Here is an 18102-nt window from a genome sequence, read left to right on the forward strand (position 1 = left end):
ATATTTATGCTTCGGTCCTTTTAGCAATTCTTCTTATTGCAACCAACTTAAAACCAATCTTGTTATTCCGTGAATGGTTTTATTTCAGAATCAGAATAATTTTTAAACAATACTTAAATGAGCGTAAAAATAAAGCCAATTACTGATCACGAAAGTTATAAAGTAAACAATCATATTATATTTAAAGACGGTCTGGGAAACTGGAATTGCGACAATGATTTATCACTTAAAGAACGGCAGGCTTTTAACCAATACGAAAGCATTGTGATAAAAAATCCAAGATTTAAAAAACATGCCAAAGCCATTTATAAAGGCTAAAAATTACCCAATATCTGTATTTCAGATATAAAAAATGGTTCCTGTTTTACTTCCTAAATGAAGAAAACAGGAACCGGAAAACGGACCATATTTCAGCCCCAAATGATAAGCAGCCAAGAAACATTCTTTCTAATGGAATCCAAACCTTTACGGTTAACGGAAACAGGATTGTCAAGCGAAGTCTGCTGACCTTTATTGTTAAAAAAACTTAACAAATACTACCTCAGAACGAGGTTTACAAATGGCATTAGGAGTAAAAACCATCACTGAGAAAAAGATCAAATGGTTTGGCTGCGTAAAAAAATTATGTCATCATTATTATTCAAATAATTAGAATTAAAAACTTCTTTCTTCTTTTAAAATCTTTCATTATTACTTCAATATAAATACCTTACTCTCATGCCTATATCTGCAAACAGAAGCCTTGGAATTCAAAAAAATAAATTAATGCGTTACAAACTCATCAAAGAATTGTATCAAAAACACAAAACAGAAGATATTCCTACTACCGTTGTATGGCGTAAATATGTATATCCTGTTTATCCTATTTCTAGAACTACTTTGTATGAAATTCTTTGTACGCCTATTACTTCAGAATTAAAAAAAATCGAAGAACTTATGAGCAGTCAGCAAAAGTCTTCCTGATCACTATAAAAAATAAAACTGAACATTTTTAACTCATAAAAAGTATTCTTTTTATGATGCAAAGATGTGTCTTTTACTTCTCTTAAACTGCGCTTTGTTCGCTTTCCTTACAACCTTGTAAAGCCCTAGAATACAAATGTTCATGCACCTTGCAGCCGTTTTTTTCAGGGCTTTTTTCTCCCAATCTTTGCAATCTCAAAAGGGTACAAATGCTCGATTCTGCCTTACATTTTGAGATTATTTTTCTTTACAAAAACAGCTTTTCAGTTGTTCTCAAAAAAACATTTTTTAACCTAACATTCAAACATTAATACATCAATGGAACAGTTTCTATACCCATCTCTAACCGCATTCTTTGCCGCTTTTGTTACCTGGTTTTTTTCTATGCGAAAATCACTGGCCGAAGACAGAGCTGCCGAACTCGACAACGCCGTGAGCGCCGTAAAATATTACCGTGATCTTCTTGATGATATCACTGCTCGCCTAACTGCAGCTACAGAAACCATAAAAAAAATGGAAGTACAGCACAAAGAACTCATGCTTATTAATCAACAATTAGTTGATGAATTACAAAAATTTAAACAGTTAAACGGAAAAAATTCATGACACTAACCCAAAAAACCCTAGAAATCGCCACGGCACAAATTGGTGTCGAAGAAATTCCCAGAAACAGCAACTCAGGCCCCGAAGTCGAGATTTATTTACGAAGCGTCGGACTCAATAAAGGATATTCCTGGTGCATGGCTTTTGTTTACTGGTGTACACAAAATGCTGCTATGCAGATGAATGCAAAAAATCCTTTAAAGAAAACCGGAGGTGTTTTGGATCAGTATAATTCGAGACCGCTTTTAGTAAAAAAAACACCTCAGCCGGGGGACATCTTTATTATGGATTTCAACAATGGTTCCGGACATACCGGATTTGTCGAAAAAGTTACTGGCAGCACTATTTACACAATTGAAGGTAACACAAATGATCTTGGCGGACGCGAAGGCTATAAAGTAGCTAGAAGAAAACGTGATGCAAAAAGTATAAAAGGCTTTTTACGTCTGCAAAACTAAACCTAAAACTAATTCTATTTATGACTAAAAAACTAAAATATGCAGCTTTTTCGCTTTTCATTATTCTGATTGTGATTTCATGCCGAAGTTCGAAACCAGTTGAAAACGAAAATAAAGTTCAAACTATTACTATTACAGAAACACTGCACGATACAGTTTTTAAAATTGCCAAAGACAGCAGTTCTTATAATGCATTACTTGACTGTATTAACGGAAAAGTAGTTCTCAAAAATGTTACTCAGGCCGAACCAGGGCGTACATTAAAAAGCCCAAGGGTTCGACTTGATAACAATAAACTAAGCGTTGATTGTGACCTGAAAGAACAACAACTCTATGCTTTCTGGAAATCGAAACAAATTAAAGATGTCCAAGAGAAAACGATCACGATTACCAAGTTTGTCAATTACTTAACTTTTTGGCAAAAAGTACAAATTTGGCTGGGCAGAATTCTTCTTATCATTCTGATTTTCCTACTCCTAAGATTCGTCTACAAAATCTATAAGCCTTTGATGGTTTAAAATTAACTTTTAAATAATTCATTTAAATATGTCTTCACAATCTCATTTTTTCGTGGAGTCAGGAGGCTTTACGCAAAGCCAGCAGCAAGCTTTTGGTCCTCAATCGAGTACCGAGTTTAACCTGACTTCCAAATTTACTTTAGATACTCCCAAAAAGGCTTATGCTATATGCAAAGGAGTTGTATTGGTACAGCCGCAAACAGGGAGCACTGACAAAGTAAATCTTATTTTACGCCCCTACAAACAACCATTTCCGGGATTAAATATCAAATATTTTATTTACAGAGGGTTGCAAAGAGGTGATTTTTTCACAACGGATTCCAATCCCAAAATAATTCAGAAAACAGTTCAAACGTCTGATTTTATCAATAAAATAAATGATGATTTTGATGCTTTTCACGGTAATCGAAAAGATGCTCAAAATAATCCTATTCCAAAACCAAATTTTGTTGCTAAATATATTGGTTACAATGAAGAGGTTACAGACTTAACAATTCCGCTTTCAAGTTTCTTTTTTAAAGAATCAGAGTTTGTTGAAGCGAATAATACTTTCGACGAAACAGACGACTTCGAACTTCCGATGATTGATATGGGAAAATCATTAGGAAAATTTGATCAGGGAGAAGGCGGAATTGACGTTGTTCTAAATTACGGCGATTACAAACATGATTTTAATAATGGCGAGTTTGATTTTAATTTAGAATATGCCCGTAAAGCCTTCGCTTCTATTTTAGTTACAGGTGATACTCCTTACAAACAAAAATTACAACGCGAGCAAAGCGTACAGTTTATTGACATTGCGGCCTTTTATGGTTTGTTTGTTCCAGAATACGCTGTAGATATTGTAAGCGCAGGAACTCAAACTACTAAAAGAGGTGTAGAAATTTTTAATAGTATTATCAATAATTTTTTCACTAAAAACAGTTGGTACATCTATATTCAGAGTGATCGAACAAGAAGTTATGATTTTTATGGAAATTATAAAATTGAGGATACTTCAGAAAATCTAAAAACAGGTTTATTGGCCAATTCAGAAGGAATTGTTCCTATGACTGCCGTAACTTATGGAACTGATGGCTGGCCGGTTTTAATTGATAAACAAGAACAGGCTAATACTGTTACTACAAATAATCTTTATCTGCAATTTACTACGGATAACAATAACAATACTGCTTTTTACGGACAGATTGCTACAGTTGCCAATGCACAAAAAGATAGTTTCATTAATGCAGATGGATTGCGAATACCTCCAGATGAAGAAGGAAATTACTCTGATTTAACGACACAAATTCAGCTTACAACTCCTGCTGTCCAAGGAAAAAATATTGCTGCGCTTACTATTTTGTTATATCAGGGAAAAATTAACACTTATATCGCTAGAGAAGTTCTGGACGAAGAAGGAAATCCTGCAGTCATAAATGGAGTTGCCAACTACTTTGATGATGTATTTAGTTTAATAAAAGCAGAGCCTTTGCTAAAATTAAATGGTGATGATAGTTATTCGAGAATTACTTCTGAAAAACTAAATCTTATCAATGAATTTTATGATAAAAAACAGCAGGGGATTTCAATTGTACAAACACTTACTGTAAACGATGTTATCGAAACCGGAGTTGAAGAAACACCTACAATTGAACGCGTAACCTATCTAACGGAAGCTGGAGATGTGATGAACAATGCTGTCTCTGCAGTTGGAAGTATAACTCCAGATACAAAAACTACAGCCTCAGCAAGCGGTGCCGTTACAAAAAACAAAACATATCAATTACCAGATCCGTATTACTACAATTTGAAACTGTTTACAGACAGCACTCAAACTATTACCGGACTGGAATTAAAAACTTTGGACGGCTCTACTCCTAATAAAATTATTCTGGGATTAACGAAAGAAGAAAATGATACTATAAAAGCATTAATTACTGATAACATAAAAAATCCTCGTTTGTTTTTGATTGATCTTTTTGAGGATGACAATGATCTAATTTCTCCAGAAAATATCATCTATCAGAAATACAAAGTTGCGATTGTGGCTGAAAATGAAAATGGTGATACTGAATTATTTGAACCTATAAATGATGTTTTTGTTTACTCACTTGATATAAACTATCATTTTAGTAAAGGGTATAGTGAATATGTAAAAGAAGATTCAAAAAAAGAATTAATGTTAGATTTAGATTTATCTGTATAATGGAACAAGCAGCAATATTAAAATCAGGAGAAGTTATTAAAATAACTGGTTTACTTAACCCAAAATATAGTATATATGGCTTTTTAAATTCGTTTGAAGCTAATGTTAATGGAGTTACGAAAAAATTTAGAGAAACGGTAAAGGAAGATTTCAGGGATGTAGATCTTGTTGGACAAGTAGATAAAGATGTTATAGGTGGTTTTTATGAAGAAGATTTTTTTCTAGAATATCTTATCGATAAAAATAAACTCTATGAACTAAAACATCATAAGTACCCTTTTAAACCAGCATCTGTTGACGATGAAATTATTGTTAAGAAACTAAAAGTGGTAGCTCCGTATACTGATTTCTGTAAAATTGAAACTTATAAATGGTCACATCAACCTAATACACAAATTGTTGATTATGGAACTTGGCAGATTAAAATTCCTACTGGAGTTTTTCCGGATCCTATAGAAGGGGGAAACGTTCAATTGAATAATACCGCCATGCAATTTTACAATCATAAGATTGGATTATTTGTCACGCCACTTACCGATGTAGATGATAAACAGGCAAAAGCGTTTTTGATCGCAAAGATTGCTATTCAAATCAACTCAATAGAAAGTATATTTAATTCCATTGAATTAGGAACAAGTAGTGATTTCGGTCAATATATAAACAGTCAAAAATCTGAATGGAGTACTCAACCAATATTTGTAAATCCAACTGTTCAGATATTAGAGGATTATATGAGAAATTTAACTAGTTTCTATGAAGGTTTTTATGCAAATCAAATTTCTATCAAAAAAGCTCCTAAAAAAGAGCAATTTTACTGGTTAGCAAGATGTCTGTCCGCCGAAGCTTTGGCAACTGTTCCAACGAATGATAAAATCGAGTTATTAAAAAATATAAGTTATTATGAAAAAAAGTTGACAGAAAAAAATGGTGGAGAATCATTGGTGTTAAAAATTGTCGAATCTTTTACTTTTAACTCTGTTTCTGCTGCTGAAAGAAATGATTTTCTTTTTATACTAATGGAAATTCAAGTATATCAGGTTTTGGGAACTCACAACCGAGAATATACTGCAGACACAAAACAAACCCTTTTCGAAATATTATACTCAAAAATTGATGATAATAGGATTGGTAGATACACTTATGGTCTGCTAAATAGTTATGATAATAGAAAAAATTTTATTTTTCTATTATATAAAGTCTGGGAATTATCAAAATATAATCCCAAGTACGGAGATCCATCATATACACAACCTAAAAATGCTTTTGGAATTTATCCTGAATCATATTATATGAAATTAATAACAGCCAACGGAAGTTCAATAGCCTTAACTGCTTATTATGATTCAGAAACTTCACCTGCATTTATATATTATGATTCAAGAGAAAATACAAGTAGACAAACAGATACCGCTTTAATCTCAAATACAGTTCAATATACCTTAGGAGATATTGAAGGAAAAAAAATAAAAATTCATAAAGAAATAACAACAACGGTAACGAATTTTAAATCTACAAAAGAAAACAGTCAGACTATTTCCAACTTTAAATCATTATATGGCACCTACGATATATATCAACCTATTTCAATTATAGGTTTTAAACCAGATCTAAATTTAGTAGAAAGCCTAAATGGTTTAAAAATTAATAGTGAATCACAAGAATACACCCCTATTATTCCTGTTTTTTTATTATACTATATGCAAGATTATAGCGATTTAAAGAAAATTGATTTTGGAATAATGCTTACTGCCGAAATTGCAATGAATCTAACTGGTGCGGGGGCATTGTCTGATCTAAAATATATTGGTTATCTATCTAAAATGAGACCAATTTGGGCAGCGGAAACTGCTGCTGGGTCTAGTGATGCAGTTTTAGCATGGAGTGCTGTCAATGGAGTTACAAATGCTGTAGAATTTACTGCATTTAACGCTATGTCAATCAACAACTATGTTGCTAATACAACTACTGATTCTGAAACAAAAGAAGTTGCTGAAAAGATGAATAGCTTTCTAATGTGGACAACTATTACAAGTCAATTTGTTAGACCATACACAAAATCAAAAGTTATTGAATCAGCTTTTGAATTAGATAATACGGTTGCAAAGTTTAATCAGCAAAATATTTCAATCTATAGAGATATGACATCTACTCAAATTCAAGAGCTAGATCAGGCTCTTGACGTTGTTAAAAATATAGCGGGAAATAAAGAATTAGTTATTAACACAGTAATACAAAAACTTACTGAACAGGGCACAGAATCAGATAAAATTTTACAAAAATACGGGCAGATTACAAGTACTGCAGAAAAATACGCATTTTATGTTGATTTAGGTTTTTTTGAAGATCCTGCAATAAGGAAGATTTTTAATACCAATGATGCTAAAGCTATTGATAACTGGAGATTATGCTATGCAAATAATATAACTAAGGAGAGGAAATATATTAATATCCTAACAAATGATAAATATGTAAATGGTTTAGTGCGTTTTTATAGAGAAGAGGAATTGGGTGATATCTTAGAAACACTTGAAATTGCTAAAGAAGAAAAGTTTTTAGATACTTTTTCCAATATAAGTGACACACATTTCGCTAACTTTGTAGAGAATCCTAATTTGATAAAAGAATGGGAAAAATATTCTTTTGTAAGTAGAGGAAATGATTTATCTATACTTTCAACAGAACAAAAATTTAAATTTTTAAAAAGTTATGAAAATAGTCCTAAAACAGTAGTCGATAGAATAAAAAATGGAGGATTGATTAAATATTATAAAATTGTTGATGAAAATCCTTTAAATGCCATAGTTCATAATTCTCATATAAAGAATGTAGATTTTCTTGAGGATCTACGTAATACTTTTACAGTAAAAAAACAATACCCGGTTGATCATGTACATCATCCAGGTTTACAGGAAACAATAGCAAATCATGTAAAAGGATCTCCTGTAATGCTTAACCATAACGGTAGTGATTACATCATTGGTTTTACAGGTATGCATGCTGATTATGCTATTACAGAACCTAATCCTATTACTTTAATAGAAGCTACATTACCTGGGGGTAAAAAATACTATCCTGGCCCTTTGCCTACTGTAAATGCAAATATACAAACAGCCATAATAGATGGAACAGAAATTGCGGGTGTAGGAGTAAAAGATTGTGAAGTATGGATGTGGGGTTATGTTACAAAAAAAGTAGATGGCATAGAAAGCCTTTATCTAGATACTAATAGAAACCCTATAAAAACATGGGTTAAAAAATCTAATTCGAATAAAACAACTATTTTTACGGGGATAAATGAAGATAAGGCTCTTATTGAAATAACGTATGCCAGACACAATTTAACTTTGAGTGACTGGATTCCACATCGTAGTCCTGGAAGACCTTCAAATACATGGCGAGGCTGGAGTAGTGAAGGAGTAGAACTTCATATTTGTATAGGTACAGAACTAATGAATCCTCCAACAATAATGCCTAGTCGAAAATTACCTTACGGAACAGTAATTCCAAAAAATAATTAAACATTTAAACAATATATTATGATATATGAATATCAAATACTCGTAACAAACTATTCAATAAATAGAGCAGTAATGATTGGAGTAAGTACTTCAGATTTAAATCAGGCATCAGCTTTATCAGATATGAATTTAAGCCATATAACAGAAACTTTAGGCGAATTAAATGCGGTTATTGCAGGACAGTTAGATTATTTGAATTGGGGTACAGATTTATTTTATGTATCTTCTGATACTACAATATCTCGGTACGGAGACTTTGACAAAGTAGAAAGATACGAAGTGCCTACCTTAGGCTTGAGAGATTTTTTAATAGAGCTAAAGAATTTTAAAGAACAATGTCATGCAGGGGATTATTATAAAACCATAATTGGTCAGGCTTTTACCGCAATAAAAGCCAATCCTCTACAATATAAAAGATGGCCAACATCAGATATATACTATTTAATTACCTTGAATAATATAACATTTACTTTGGTATTAGAACCTAATGATTTCAATTTAACAGAAAGTCAATATGTTGCTCAATTAAAAAGTGAATTTTAACTCCGCTCCCGCTGGCGAGGGCGTCCCGCTCGTGAACATAAAGTATAAAAAGCTCAAAGACAAAAAGTCTTTGAGCTCTCTTAAAAAAATCATTTTTCCTTCCCAGAAAGTGATAATCTAAAAAATTCAAAAAATCACATTTTAAAACCCAATCAGGAACTTAAAAATTAAGTTCCCTAACTCTTTATTGTCTTTTCTGAAAGTCAATAATTATCTAAAAATATTTTACAAAATCTGTAAAATAAAACTATTGTGACGCCACTAACACAATTTTTAAAACAATCCATTCTGGCTGAAAATTGCTGAGAGCTACAAATAAACATTTCTCTCAAAACTAATCAGCCAGAATAAATTACGGTAACCCCCATAATCCTAATTAAAAGCCTATAAATTTTATAAACCCGTAATAATTAATTAAAAATGAGTACAAATCACAACAGAATCAAAGTGGCAGATTTAGAAAGAAATCAAGCTAACAAAACCTTAATAACGAATCGAGATGGCGAATTAGAATTTTGCCATATCAACACTTTGAAACCTGAATCTTACAATGCCCTCGATTATACATCTGAAGGAAGAGCATTAGACGCCAGACAAGGAAAAGTATTAAAAGATATGATTGATAACAAACAAGTCGATCTGGCATCTGATTTAGAAACCCAAATCGATAATGCAGTTCCAGAAGATAAAAAAGTAATAAGCCGATTGAAATTATTTAACTGGTGGACATGGATTAAGTCTCAGACTCAAACTATTTCCGCAACTTGGAATTTCAAATCTGCATTGCTATTTGGGAATTCAGGGTATTTTACTTCAGACAGTATTAGATTTTACATGCGTGCGTCTACAGGAAAAAGACTTCAAATTGGAGTAGATGGAACTCCTAATGATGCAATTTCTATTGATTCTAGCGGTATTTTGCTTCGCGACAAACTCACTTTAAATACTGCTAATACAACAACACCTGCACTTATTTTGCCAAATAGTACGCTTACCTCTACACCACAAAACGGGTCTATCGAACGTGATCAAAATGGAATTTTATGGGAAACACACGCAGGTATCAGAAGTCAAATTATGACTAAAGATACTATTTCGTCAATATCTAGCTCCGACACATATCTTCCTTCGTTAGATAATATTTTAAATTTTACAGGTGCAACACTCTTAAATGCCAATTACACAAAAATTGGGAATACAGTAAGTGTTAAAATTGCTTTAACAGGAACCCCAAAAGCTCTAGGTTCAGATACTGAAATAGGTATTTCATTGCCTATTAACAGAAATTCATCTACAGAATTACTGTCCGGAATTTGTGTAGGATCTACTGTAGACGGTGTTAATTTCTCAGCTCTTGTTTATATTACTGGTTCTTCAACAGCTAGTATAAAATACAAACTCAACACTCGTGGTACTTCAAATATAGTTGCAGATTTTAGTTACGCTATAAATTAATTCTAAAAAAGAATTTCTCTAGCAACTATCAAAATCAAAGCTCAGAGACTTTTGTCCTTGAGCTTCTAAAAACATTATGCATTTGTCCTAAACATAATAAGCAAACTACTTTTTTAAATCTCAATTTCAAAAATTAAAACTGCAACTTTTCTACTCTTTATTAATTTTTTATAAAAAGCCTGCTTCGATTTCTTCCACTCCCTTTACAACTCTGTAAAGCCCCAGAACATTCATGTTCAAACACTAAGCAGCTGTTTTTTAAACCTCTTTTTTAGGCTGATCTTTACACTATCAAAAGGAAAATACTGCAAAAAAAATCAATTTTTCAGCTGCTTTTTTCGAGGCATTATCTAAATCAAAAAATACTGTAAACCTGAGAAATCAAATAATGGATTCATTATTTGAATGGTCTCTTTTGTTTATCAAAACAAAAATTTAATCATGCAAAAACACGAACGAAAATTAAAGTCAAAAACAAATTAGAATATGCCAACTAATCCAATTCCAGCGACTCCAATTCCTACGGCAAGGTATTACCCTCGATTATCTGAGGTAATAACCGTAGATGACTTACCGGAGTTTTTATCGTTTGTTGAAAATGGTCTAAATGATATTTTCAATAAAATTCATTATAAAAACTTACAATATTCAAAAGGATATCGCGGCGATTCTGCTTTTTACAGTTTAGATATTGTAACAAGCGAAAAACTCGCTATTCCACTGCCATTTGGCTTGGGACTTGTACTTAATCCGGATCTTGACGGAGATTCGTCTATTTCCTCTTTCCCTATTACTTTAGAATATCAGTGGGAGATTTTAGCTTTCCTAAAAACTTTTAGTTCAAGCAATTTTTCTTTTTCAATAGAAGATTTTTATTCTGTTGGTCTTCAGGTTTTCCGTATCAGCGAAGAACAAGTTGTGGCTCACATGCTCAATATTTTTGTTGAAGCTGAAGAAGGCAAAACAAAATTTGAACAGCTCTTAGAAGACATTAATGATCTTAAAGGACTAACTGGACAAGAAAAATTAGCACTTCCAGAAGGAACTGAACAATCTATTAATGCTGTAATTACGCTTATTAAAAACAATCCGGCTATTACAGAAACTGTTTCGCTATTATTGTTTGCAACTTACATCTTAAAAGCAGATTTAAGCGAAACGAAACAAAGATTACAGGTTTTCTATAATATTATTGTTCCAGATGGTATCGAAGCTCATATTAAACGAATCATCACACCAAAAGCCAAAGCAACTTTAGCTTTAAGTGCCGGTATTGAATTTCCCAGAAATATCTTAAAGCCCGTTACTTCTACTGGTGATGATTTTGGTAATGGAACTGAAAAATCAATGTTTACATTCGGTCAGGCTCAATTGTATGCAGATACTCAAGAAGGTATTGGTTATCAATTAGAACTTGGCGGATCTTTACAACCCTCTCAATATGCCATGATTGGCAATACAGGTTTAATCCTTCAATTAGATACTTTAAAAGTAGATTTAAGCAAGAAAACCAATATTCCAGAAGCCGATGCCGATGGTCGTCCAAACGATTTCGTTGGAGTGTATGCGCGTGCCGTTTCGGTTACACTGCCTTCAAAATGGTTTAATACAATTCCTGAAACTCCAGGAAGTGTAACTCCAACATTACAAATTGGCGCTACAGATTTATTAATAGGTTCTGGTGGTCTTTCCGGAAATATTTATCTGGAAACAGTTCCTAGCACAAATGGAGCTTTTAATTATTTCAACGATAAATTCAATTTTAATTACCCAATCACGATGTTCGAAAAAGACGAACAAAGTGGTGTGTCTAATAAAAAAGAAATCGCTGATTATGTTTCTTTACTTACTTTCTTACAACAATTAAACAGTAAAGGAACGCCTTATGCTTTTGATTATCCTTTATCGTTAACAACGCTTCCTTCAGTCGTTTCACAAACTATTGATGCTTCTACAACTTATATTTTTACAGAGGCAAAAGATTATCAAAACTTCTTACAGGAGTTATACGATAATACACTTTGGAAAACAATTGGATCATCAAACAAAGGCTTCAAAATCGGCTTTAATAAGTTTGATATTTCATTCAAACAAAATAAAGTAATTGGTTCTAACATTAAGGGACAAATAGAAATTGAAAAATTCAAAATCAAAAAAGAAGATGGATCAAAAGTTCCTTTTAATGTACAATTAGAAGGTCACTTGCAAGATGATGGCGACTTCAATCTTACCGCTTCTTTCCCAAAAGAAAATAAGCCGAAAGCCAATTTATTTAATCTGGTAGAGTTAGATTTCAACAGTTTAGAACTAGGAAAAGAAGATGAAGATTTTTACATCGGAACTTCATGTCATATTTCATTTCCTGAAGGTTCTTTAATCGGAAACCTTATGAAAGGCCAAGGCTTTGACGTCGAAAAACTTCGTATTTACAGCGATGGGAATATTGAAGTTGAAGGAGGTTCAATTCCTATTCCTATCAGTCTAGGTATAAATCTTGGTCCCGTTCAAATGGCGGTTACCAACATCAGTTTTGGTTCAACCCAAATTAACGGCCGTAAATATAATTTCTGGGGCTTTGACGGAGCCATAAGTATCAACCCGCTTGGAGTTGATGCTCGCGGAGAAGGTGTGAAATTTTACTATCCTACGGATGGCGATGATGAAGATGATCGTAAAGCAAAATCTTTTCTAAGAATTCAAACTATTGAGGTTGATTTAGTTATTCCGGGAACTGCAACAGAAGCTTCTGCAATGGCCATTATCAATGGTATGGTTTCGCTTCCTGAACCAGGAAAATCTCAAGAGTTTATTGGAGAGGTTTCTTTAAAACTGCCAAAAGCAAAAATTTCCGGTGGTGTTGGAATGCGTTTTATGCCAAAATATCCAGCGTTCTTAATCGATGCTCATATTGAGCTCCCTACTCCTATTCCACTTGGGTTTCTTGCTATTTCAGCATTTAGAGGTTTATTAGGTTTTAGATATGTGGCTACAAAGGAAGCTGCAGGGTTGAAAAAAGACAACTCCTGGTATGAGTTTTATAAAACTCCAAAACCGGGTATTAATATTAGAAAATTCAGCGGACCACCGGATTCTATGCAATACAATTCTCCGTTCTCTATTGGAGCCGGAGCTACTTTTGGAACCGTTGCAGATGGCGGACATGTCTTATCTCTAAGAGCAATGCTTTTATTGTCTCTGCCTACTTTGTTTTATATCGAAGCAGGATTAAATGTTATTGCAGGCAAACTAGGTCTTATCGAAGATGATCCAAGTAATCCTCCATTCTTTGCAATGGTTGCATTTGGCGATAATTCATTGGAACTGGCAGCCGGAGCCGATTTTAGTATTCCTAAAGACAGCGGACAAATCTTTAAACTTCATGCCTTATTAGAAGCTGGATTCTTCTTTAAGAACCAAAAACCATGGTATGTAAATATCGGATCCAGAAAAGACCCAATTACTGCAGAAATCTTAACATTATTTACTGCTAAAGCTTTTATTATGCTTTCGGCTCAGGGAATTGAAGCCGGAGCCAGATTAGATTTCAAATTACAGCAAAGCTTTGGCCCTGCTAAAGTCAAATTATGGGCTTATCTGGAATTGGGTGGAAAAATTTCATTCAAACGTCCGCAAATGGGCGGCTATATTATGGCCGGTGGAGGTATTCAAATTAAACTTTGGATTATTAATGTGGAGATTGTTTTAGATACTATTTTCTCTGTAGAATCCTTTAAGCCATTCTTAATTTATGCCAAACTGGAGCTAAGTGTTCGTGTAAAAATTGCCTTTGTAAAAGTCCGTAAAAACTTTGTGGTCGAACTTCAGTGGGATATTAACAGAATTGTCGATCGTACTCCTTACAGTCCGCTGCCAATGGGAACTCATGGTGATGGAGAAGATAACAGAACTCTAGAAAATGTAAAAGGGGTTCACATGCTTACCAATCAAGCTTTTGCACTTGATTATTTCAGTACAGTTCCAGACGGAAATGAAATTACACAAATAATTCCTTTAGATACTTATATCGATATTAAAATGGCGAAAGGTGTATTACCAAATCCTGAATTGTCTCAAAAAATTGGAGGTTATACCGGCGATGCCAAAAATTATACCGATATGATGCCGCCAGTGAGTACTCAGGCAGGAAGAAAATTACGTCAGGTTAAACATCAATATGCTATTAAATCTATCGGTATAAAATCATGGAATGGCTCAGCTTGGGAAGATTATCACCCATTTGAAGCAGTTAAAGATAAAAATGCATCCCAAGATTTAAGTAATCTACCTTGGGCACAATGGCAAAAAGCAATTGACCAGTATGACAGTATTCGTGTATTAGGAACCAATCCGTTTTCATTTTTAAGTGCAGCTGAGCCTGGATGGCATGTGCCGGAACAATTTGGAATCACATCTTCTAAATTATTCTGTGTTTCTCCTCAACTTGAACCGCAACATACTGATTTCCTTAATAAACAAATTGGACAGCGTTATTATGTTCCATCACAATATGAAGCAGATAAAATTAACGGCTTGTTTTTTAAATTGATTGGAGATCTTTCAGAAGTCACTGAAGATAATACAATTGAAGGTACCGATTTTATGAGTATTTCGGGAGAAACAAACCCGCATGGCTTCAATAAATCTTTGTCTTTCAAAAATAATAATCAGTTAGAAGTTATTTTTCCGGAATCAGCAATTGAGCCTACTTTTCAGATAACTACTCAAGCTAAAGAAGTTCTCATAAAAGCTTTTACAGCTGTTACTGAAGATAATTCAAAATTCATTTCATACGAACCAATTAAACTTAAGAAAACTATAGATGCAACAGCCGACTATGATTTAACTTATACGAAAGCTGAATTGTTAAGCAGTATAAAATTATTAAGTGAAGAAACTGAAGCAATCTCTAAAACTAAAATTTCTAAAATTGTTATCATTCCTTTATCTACTAATGCAAAACGCATTTATGAAATTAGAAATGAAATAGCAGCTTTGTTTACAGAAACATATAGTACCGAAACGGGTGAAGTTTCTATCTCATTGCCTGGCTCTATGACAGAATATAATGCCTTATTAGCTGAATTAGCAATCTTAAAGGCTGAAGCTGGAAATGATAATCCATCTGCTGAAATGCCAGGTAAATTGACTTTTACAAATTATTACGGATATAAAGGAAAAGATACTTATGCATTTGAGAAAGTAATCAAATTCAACGATACATATATCATCACTTTCCATCCTAAAGCAGATAAAACGGTTCTTTTACAAGTGGATTCAAAAGGAGTTATTTTAAGAGAACGTTTGTTGAATGGAGTTGTTACTTCGATGCAGGTTACAAATGATAAGTTACTGGTAACTCAGTCACTAAATGCGAACCAATGCAAAGGAATTGGAGAAGCTATTATTGATCTTGATTTTATTGTTGGATGTGAATCTCCTATCGCTGCAATGGCTGTTTCTGAACTTGATAATGAACTGAATTTAAGTTCAGGAGTACAATATTTAAACAGTTATTCTTTAGGATTTAATAAAGTATTACCGCTTGCAAATAACGAATTGCTTTGGATTAATGCATTAGAGACTGAAACACAGATTAATTGGGTTAACGGAACTGATCGCGCTCTTATCAAGCGTGCGAAAATCAATGCAAATGCAATAAAAGTTCTTCAGCATTCTGGTACTGAATTTAGTTTGATTACGAAAGACAAAAAGATTATTTATTTTAATCTTAATACCAGTACAAATGCGATTTCTGTAACAGATACAAAAGTTATTTCTGATGCTTCTGTATCCGAAATTATTGATGCCGTGATTGCTAATGGAAAAATTTTAGTTACGGTTAAGTTCTCTGATGGAAAATTCGGTTTAGCTCAAATTACAGGAAATTCATTAGATATTGTAAAACAAGATGCGGTTTTCGATTCTGCAATTTACTTATCAAATAATGCTCTGGCAGATAATTCGACTCTAGCGTATAATGAGAAATATTTGTTTGTATTCAGTTCAACATTAGCACTTACAAGATTAATTAAGAGAAATAATGGGTTGGAAAAAGCGTCGATTATTCATATTCAAAATGAACCTTCTGAAAATGAAATTTTGATGCTTTCCTCTAAACCAAAAGAAAAAGGAATTTATTTTTCATTGTTTACAGACCAGTTTGATAATTGTTCTTTACATCCGGCAGAAACAGTTACGATAACAACTTCTGCATCTGCTTTAACAACTGTAGTTACAAATTTAGCAACAGCTGCTTTGGCTGCAAATGTGAATTATACAAGAACACCTAAAAACTCAAAATTAATTTCAGTTAATGAGATGATTTGTTCTAACGGAAATTCTGAGGAAGATCCTGAATTAGGTTACACAACATCTGTACAAAGGATTGATTGGTTAAGTAAAGAAGATTATTTCCATAATTCAACTATTCCTCAAATTGAAGCTGTAGAAGAAGATCGCGAGGCAATGAAAGCGGCAGTTGAAAATACAGTTCACCCAATCTGGAGGCCAAATACAACGTATTGTTTAGACTTTACTTTAACTGATACAGTCGATGATAAAGACACAACAGATTTTAATTATTTCTATGGATTTAAAACTTTAGGCCCAATAGGACATTATCCTGTTGCTGATAAACCAGTAGCTCCTAATGAACAGCCGCCTGTTAAAAACGAATTGACAGAATTGTCAAAATCGCCATTGACTTCATTAAGACAATATTTAGATTACAACCGTTCTTATCCAAATGCTGATGGAAGTTTATTACAGTCGAAACCTTCTTTTTATGGAAATCAACAATGCAAAGTTTCTTTGTTTTTTACAAATCCTTATGCCTATCACATGTTTAAAGATTGGGGACCATACAATCAAGATAAAGTACCTGAAATTAAAGGAAAATTAAATCTTTTTATTAAAGATCCGCTGACTGATTTGCTTATCGAATATCCTTTTAAAAACGAAGAGATTGCATATCCTAAACCAAATGAAGAAGTTCTCGAATGGAAAGACGATAACGATCCTAGAATTCCATTAGGCATACAATTGATAAACAATATTCTTACGGATAAATCAGCAATGCGATGCTCTTTAGAATGGGTAGAACCTATAAAACCAAAATCATATAGATATGAGGTAGAATTAACCAATTTAAAACCTTCAAAACTGTATACTGTTCTGGTAAATAATTTCTTTGATGATACCCAACATGGCACTACAAGTTTAAGTAAAAACATATTAGTGCACCAATTTGGTTTCCAAACTTCTAAATACAAAAATTTTGAAGAACAAATTCAAAGTTATTACCTAAATGAAGATAAGTCGCATAGTGCTTTATATGATGTTAATCTTGATTTAGTTCAGGACCAAATTGATGCTTTACATGATGTAATTGCTCTTGAACAAAACGATTTAAGTGATGGATTGGTAACAAAATATCAGCATTCATTTGACCGTGTTATCGAAGGAATCTTAAAAATGTCTCCTCTAGATCCGGCACAAAATACTGAGGTTAATAAAATTATTGATACCAATACCGGCAATGTCATTGCTCTTTTAGTTCGCAACCCGGAGCCATTTAACATTCCTAAAATGCCTTTAGAAGAAATCAAAGATTCAATTGTTGTAGTTGATGCATTGGGAAACACTAAAGCTGATTACAAAGTATTGCATTCAAAAGATTATTCACAGGCTATAATCATGCACAACAGTAAAATGATTTCAGAAGAGAATTTAACTATTCAGTTTGATTACAGAATGTGGAAAAATGGTGGAACTGAATTAACAGAATCAATTGACAAACAAACCATTGAGGTACAATTATCAGAATTAGAAAATACAAATCTTTAAAAAACAAGAAA

10 protein-coding genes are annotated in these 18102 nt (G+C 33.0%); all 10 read left to right on the top strand.

Annotation, left to right across the window (positions count from 1 at the left end):
- Positions 1-117: 117 nt before the first annotated feature.
- The 10 genes from BUC29_RS14790 to BUC29_RS14835 all read left to right on the top strand — a co-directional run bounded on the left by BUC29_RS14790 (position 118) and on the right by BUC29_RS14835 (position 18091).
- Entirely contained in the window at positions 118-318 is a 201-nt protein-coding gene (locus BUC29_RS14790) for a hypothetical protein (protein WP_073416941.1), read from the top strand.
- Positions 319-717: 399 nt separating this feature from the next.
- Positions 718-963: a hypothetical protein gene (locus BUC29_RS14795; RefSeq protein ID WP_073416942.1), complete on the top strand. Its 246-nt coding sequence runs from the start codon at positions 718-720 to the stop codon at positions 961-963.
- Positions 964-1281: 318 nt separating this feature from the next.
- Entirely contained in the window at positions 1282-1569 is a 288-nt protein-coding gene (locus BUC29_RS14800) for a methyl-accepting chemotaxis protein (protein WP_073416943.1), read from the top strand.
- Positions 1566-2024, top strand: coding sequence for a CHAP domain-containing protein (locus BUC29_RS14805; protein ID WP_073416944.1), 459 nt, complete (start codon positions 1566-1568; stop codon positions 2022-2024). The genes BUC29_RS14800 and BUC29_RS14805 overlap by 4 nt, the downstream gene beginning before the upstream one ends.
- A gap of 20 nt (positions 2025-2044) precedes the next feature.
- A complete protein-coding gene (locus BUC29_RS14810; protein ID WP_073416945.1) occupies positions 2045-2542 on the top strand; it encodes a hypothetical protein in 498 nt (165 codons plus the stop codon).
- Between the two features lie 28 nt (positions 2543-2570).
- The gene (locus BUC29_RS14815) at positions 2571-4730 is read left to right on the top strand and encodes a hypothetical protein (RefSeq protein ID WP_073416946.1); all 2160 of its coding nucleotides are present in this window, start codon (positions 2571-2573) and stop codon (positions 4728-4730) included.
- Positions 4730-8248 carry a hypothetical protein gene (locus BUC29_RS14820; RefSeq protein WP_073416947.1) on the top strand — a complete coding sequence of 1173 codons (3519 nt, stop codon included), beginning with the start codon at positions 4730-4732 and terminating at the stop codon, positions 8246-8248. Before BUC29_RS14815 ends, BUC29_RS14820 begins: the two co-directional genes overlap by 1 nt.
- Before the next feature lie 18 nt (positions 8249-8266).
- Positions 8267-8791 carry a hypothetical protein gene (locus BUC29_RS14825; protein ID WP_073416948.1) on the top strand — a complete coding sequence of 175 codons (525 nt, stop codon included), beginning with the start codon at positions 8267-8269 and terminating at the stop codon, positions 8789-8791.
- 420 nt (positions 8792-9211) lie between these two features.
- The gene (locus BUC29_RS14830) at positions 9212-10246 is read left to right on the top strand and encodes a hypothetical protein (RefSeq protein ID WP_073416949.1); all 1035 of its coding nucleotides are present in this window, start codon (positions 9212-9214) and stop codon (positions 10244-10246) included.
- Positions 10247-10732: 486 nt separating this feature from the next.
- Positions 10733-18091, top strand: a complete 7359-nt coding sequence (locus BUC29_RS14835) for a hypothetical protein (RefSeq protein WP_073416950.1) — start codon at positions 10733-10735, stop codon at positions 18089-18091.
- Positions 18092-18102 lie beyond the last annotated feature (11 nt).

Origin of the sequence: Flavobacterium defluvii (genome assembly GCF_900129555.1) — a bacterium.
GTDB classification, from domain to species: domain Bacteria; phylum Bacteroidota; class Bacteroidia; order Flavobacteriales; family Flavobacteriaceae; genus Flavobacterium; species Flavobacterium defluvii.

What these genes read in the sequence shown, in the direction of transcription:
- BUC29_RS14790 (WP_073416941.1), top strand. Translation starts at nt 118, where the DNA reads ATGAGCGTAAAAATAAAGCCAATTACTGATCACGAAAGTTATAAAGTA.
- BUC29_RS14795 (WP_073416942.1), top strand. Translation starts at nt 718, where the DNA reads ATGCCTATATCTGCAAACAGAAGCCTTGGAATTCAAAAAAATAAATTA.
- BUC29_RS14800 (WP_073416943.1), top strand. Translation starts at nt 1,282, where the DNA reads ATGGAACAGTTTCTATACCCATCTCTAACCGCATTCTTTGCCGCTTTT.
- BUC29_RS14805 (WP_073416944.1), top strand. Translation starts at nt 1,566, where the DNA reads ATGACACTAACCCAAAAAACCCTAGAAATCGCCACGGCACAAATTGGT.
- BUC29_RS14810 (WP_073416945.1), top strand. Translation starts at nt 2,045, where the DNA reads ATGACTAAAAAACTAAAATATGCAGCTTTTTCGCTTTTCATTATTCTG.
- BUC29_RS14815 (WP_073416946.1), top strand. Translation starts at nt 2,571, where the DNA reads ATGTCTTCACAATCTCATTTTTTCGTGGAGTCAGGAGGCTTTACGCAA.
- BUC29_RS14820 (WP_073416947.1), top strand. Translation starts at nt 4,730, where the DNA reads ATGGAACAAGCAGCAATATTAAAATCAGGAGAAGTTATTAAAATAACT.
- BUC29_RS14825 (WP_073416948.1), top strand. Translation starts at nt 8,267, where the DNA reads ATGATATATGAATATCAAATACTCGTAACAAACTATTCAATAAATAGA.
- BUC29_RS14830 (WP_073416949.1), top strand. Translation starts at nt 9,212, where the DNA reads ATGAGTACAAATCACAACAGAATCAAAGTGGCAGATTTAGAAAGAAAT.
- BUC29_RS14835 (WP_073416950.1), top strand. Translation starts at nt 10,733, where the DNA reads ATGCCAACTAATCCAATTCCAGCGACTCCAATTCCTACGGCAAGGTAT.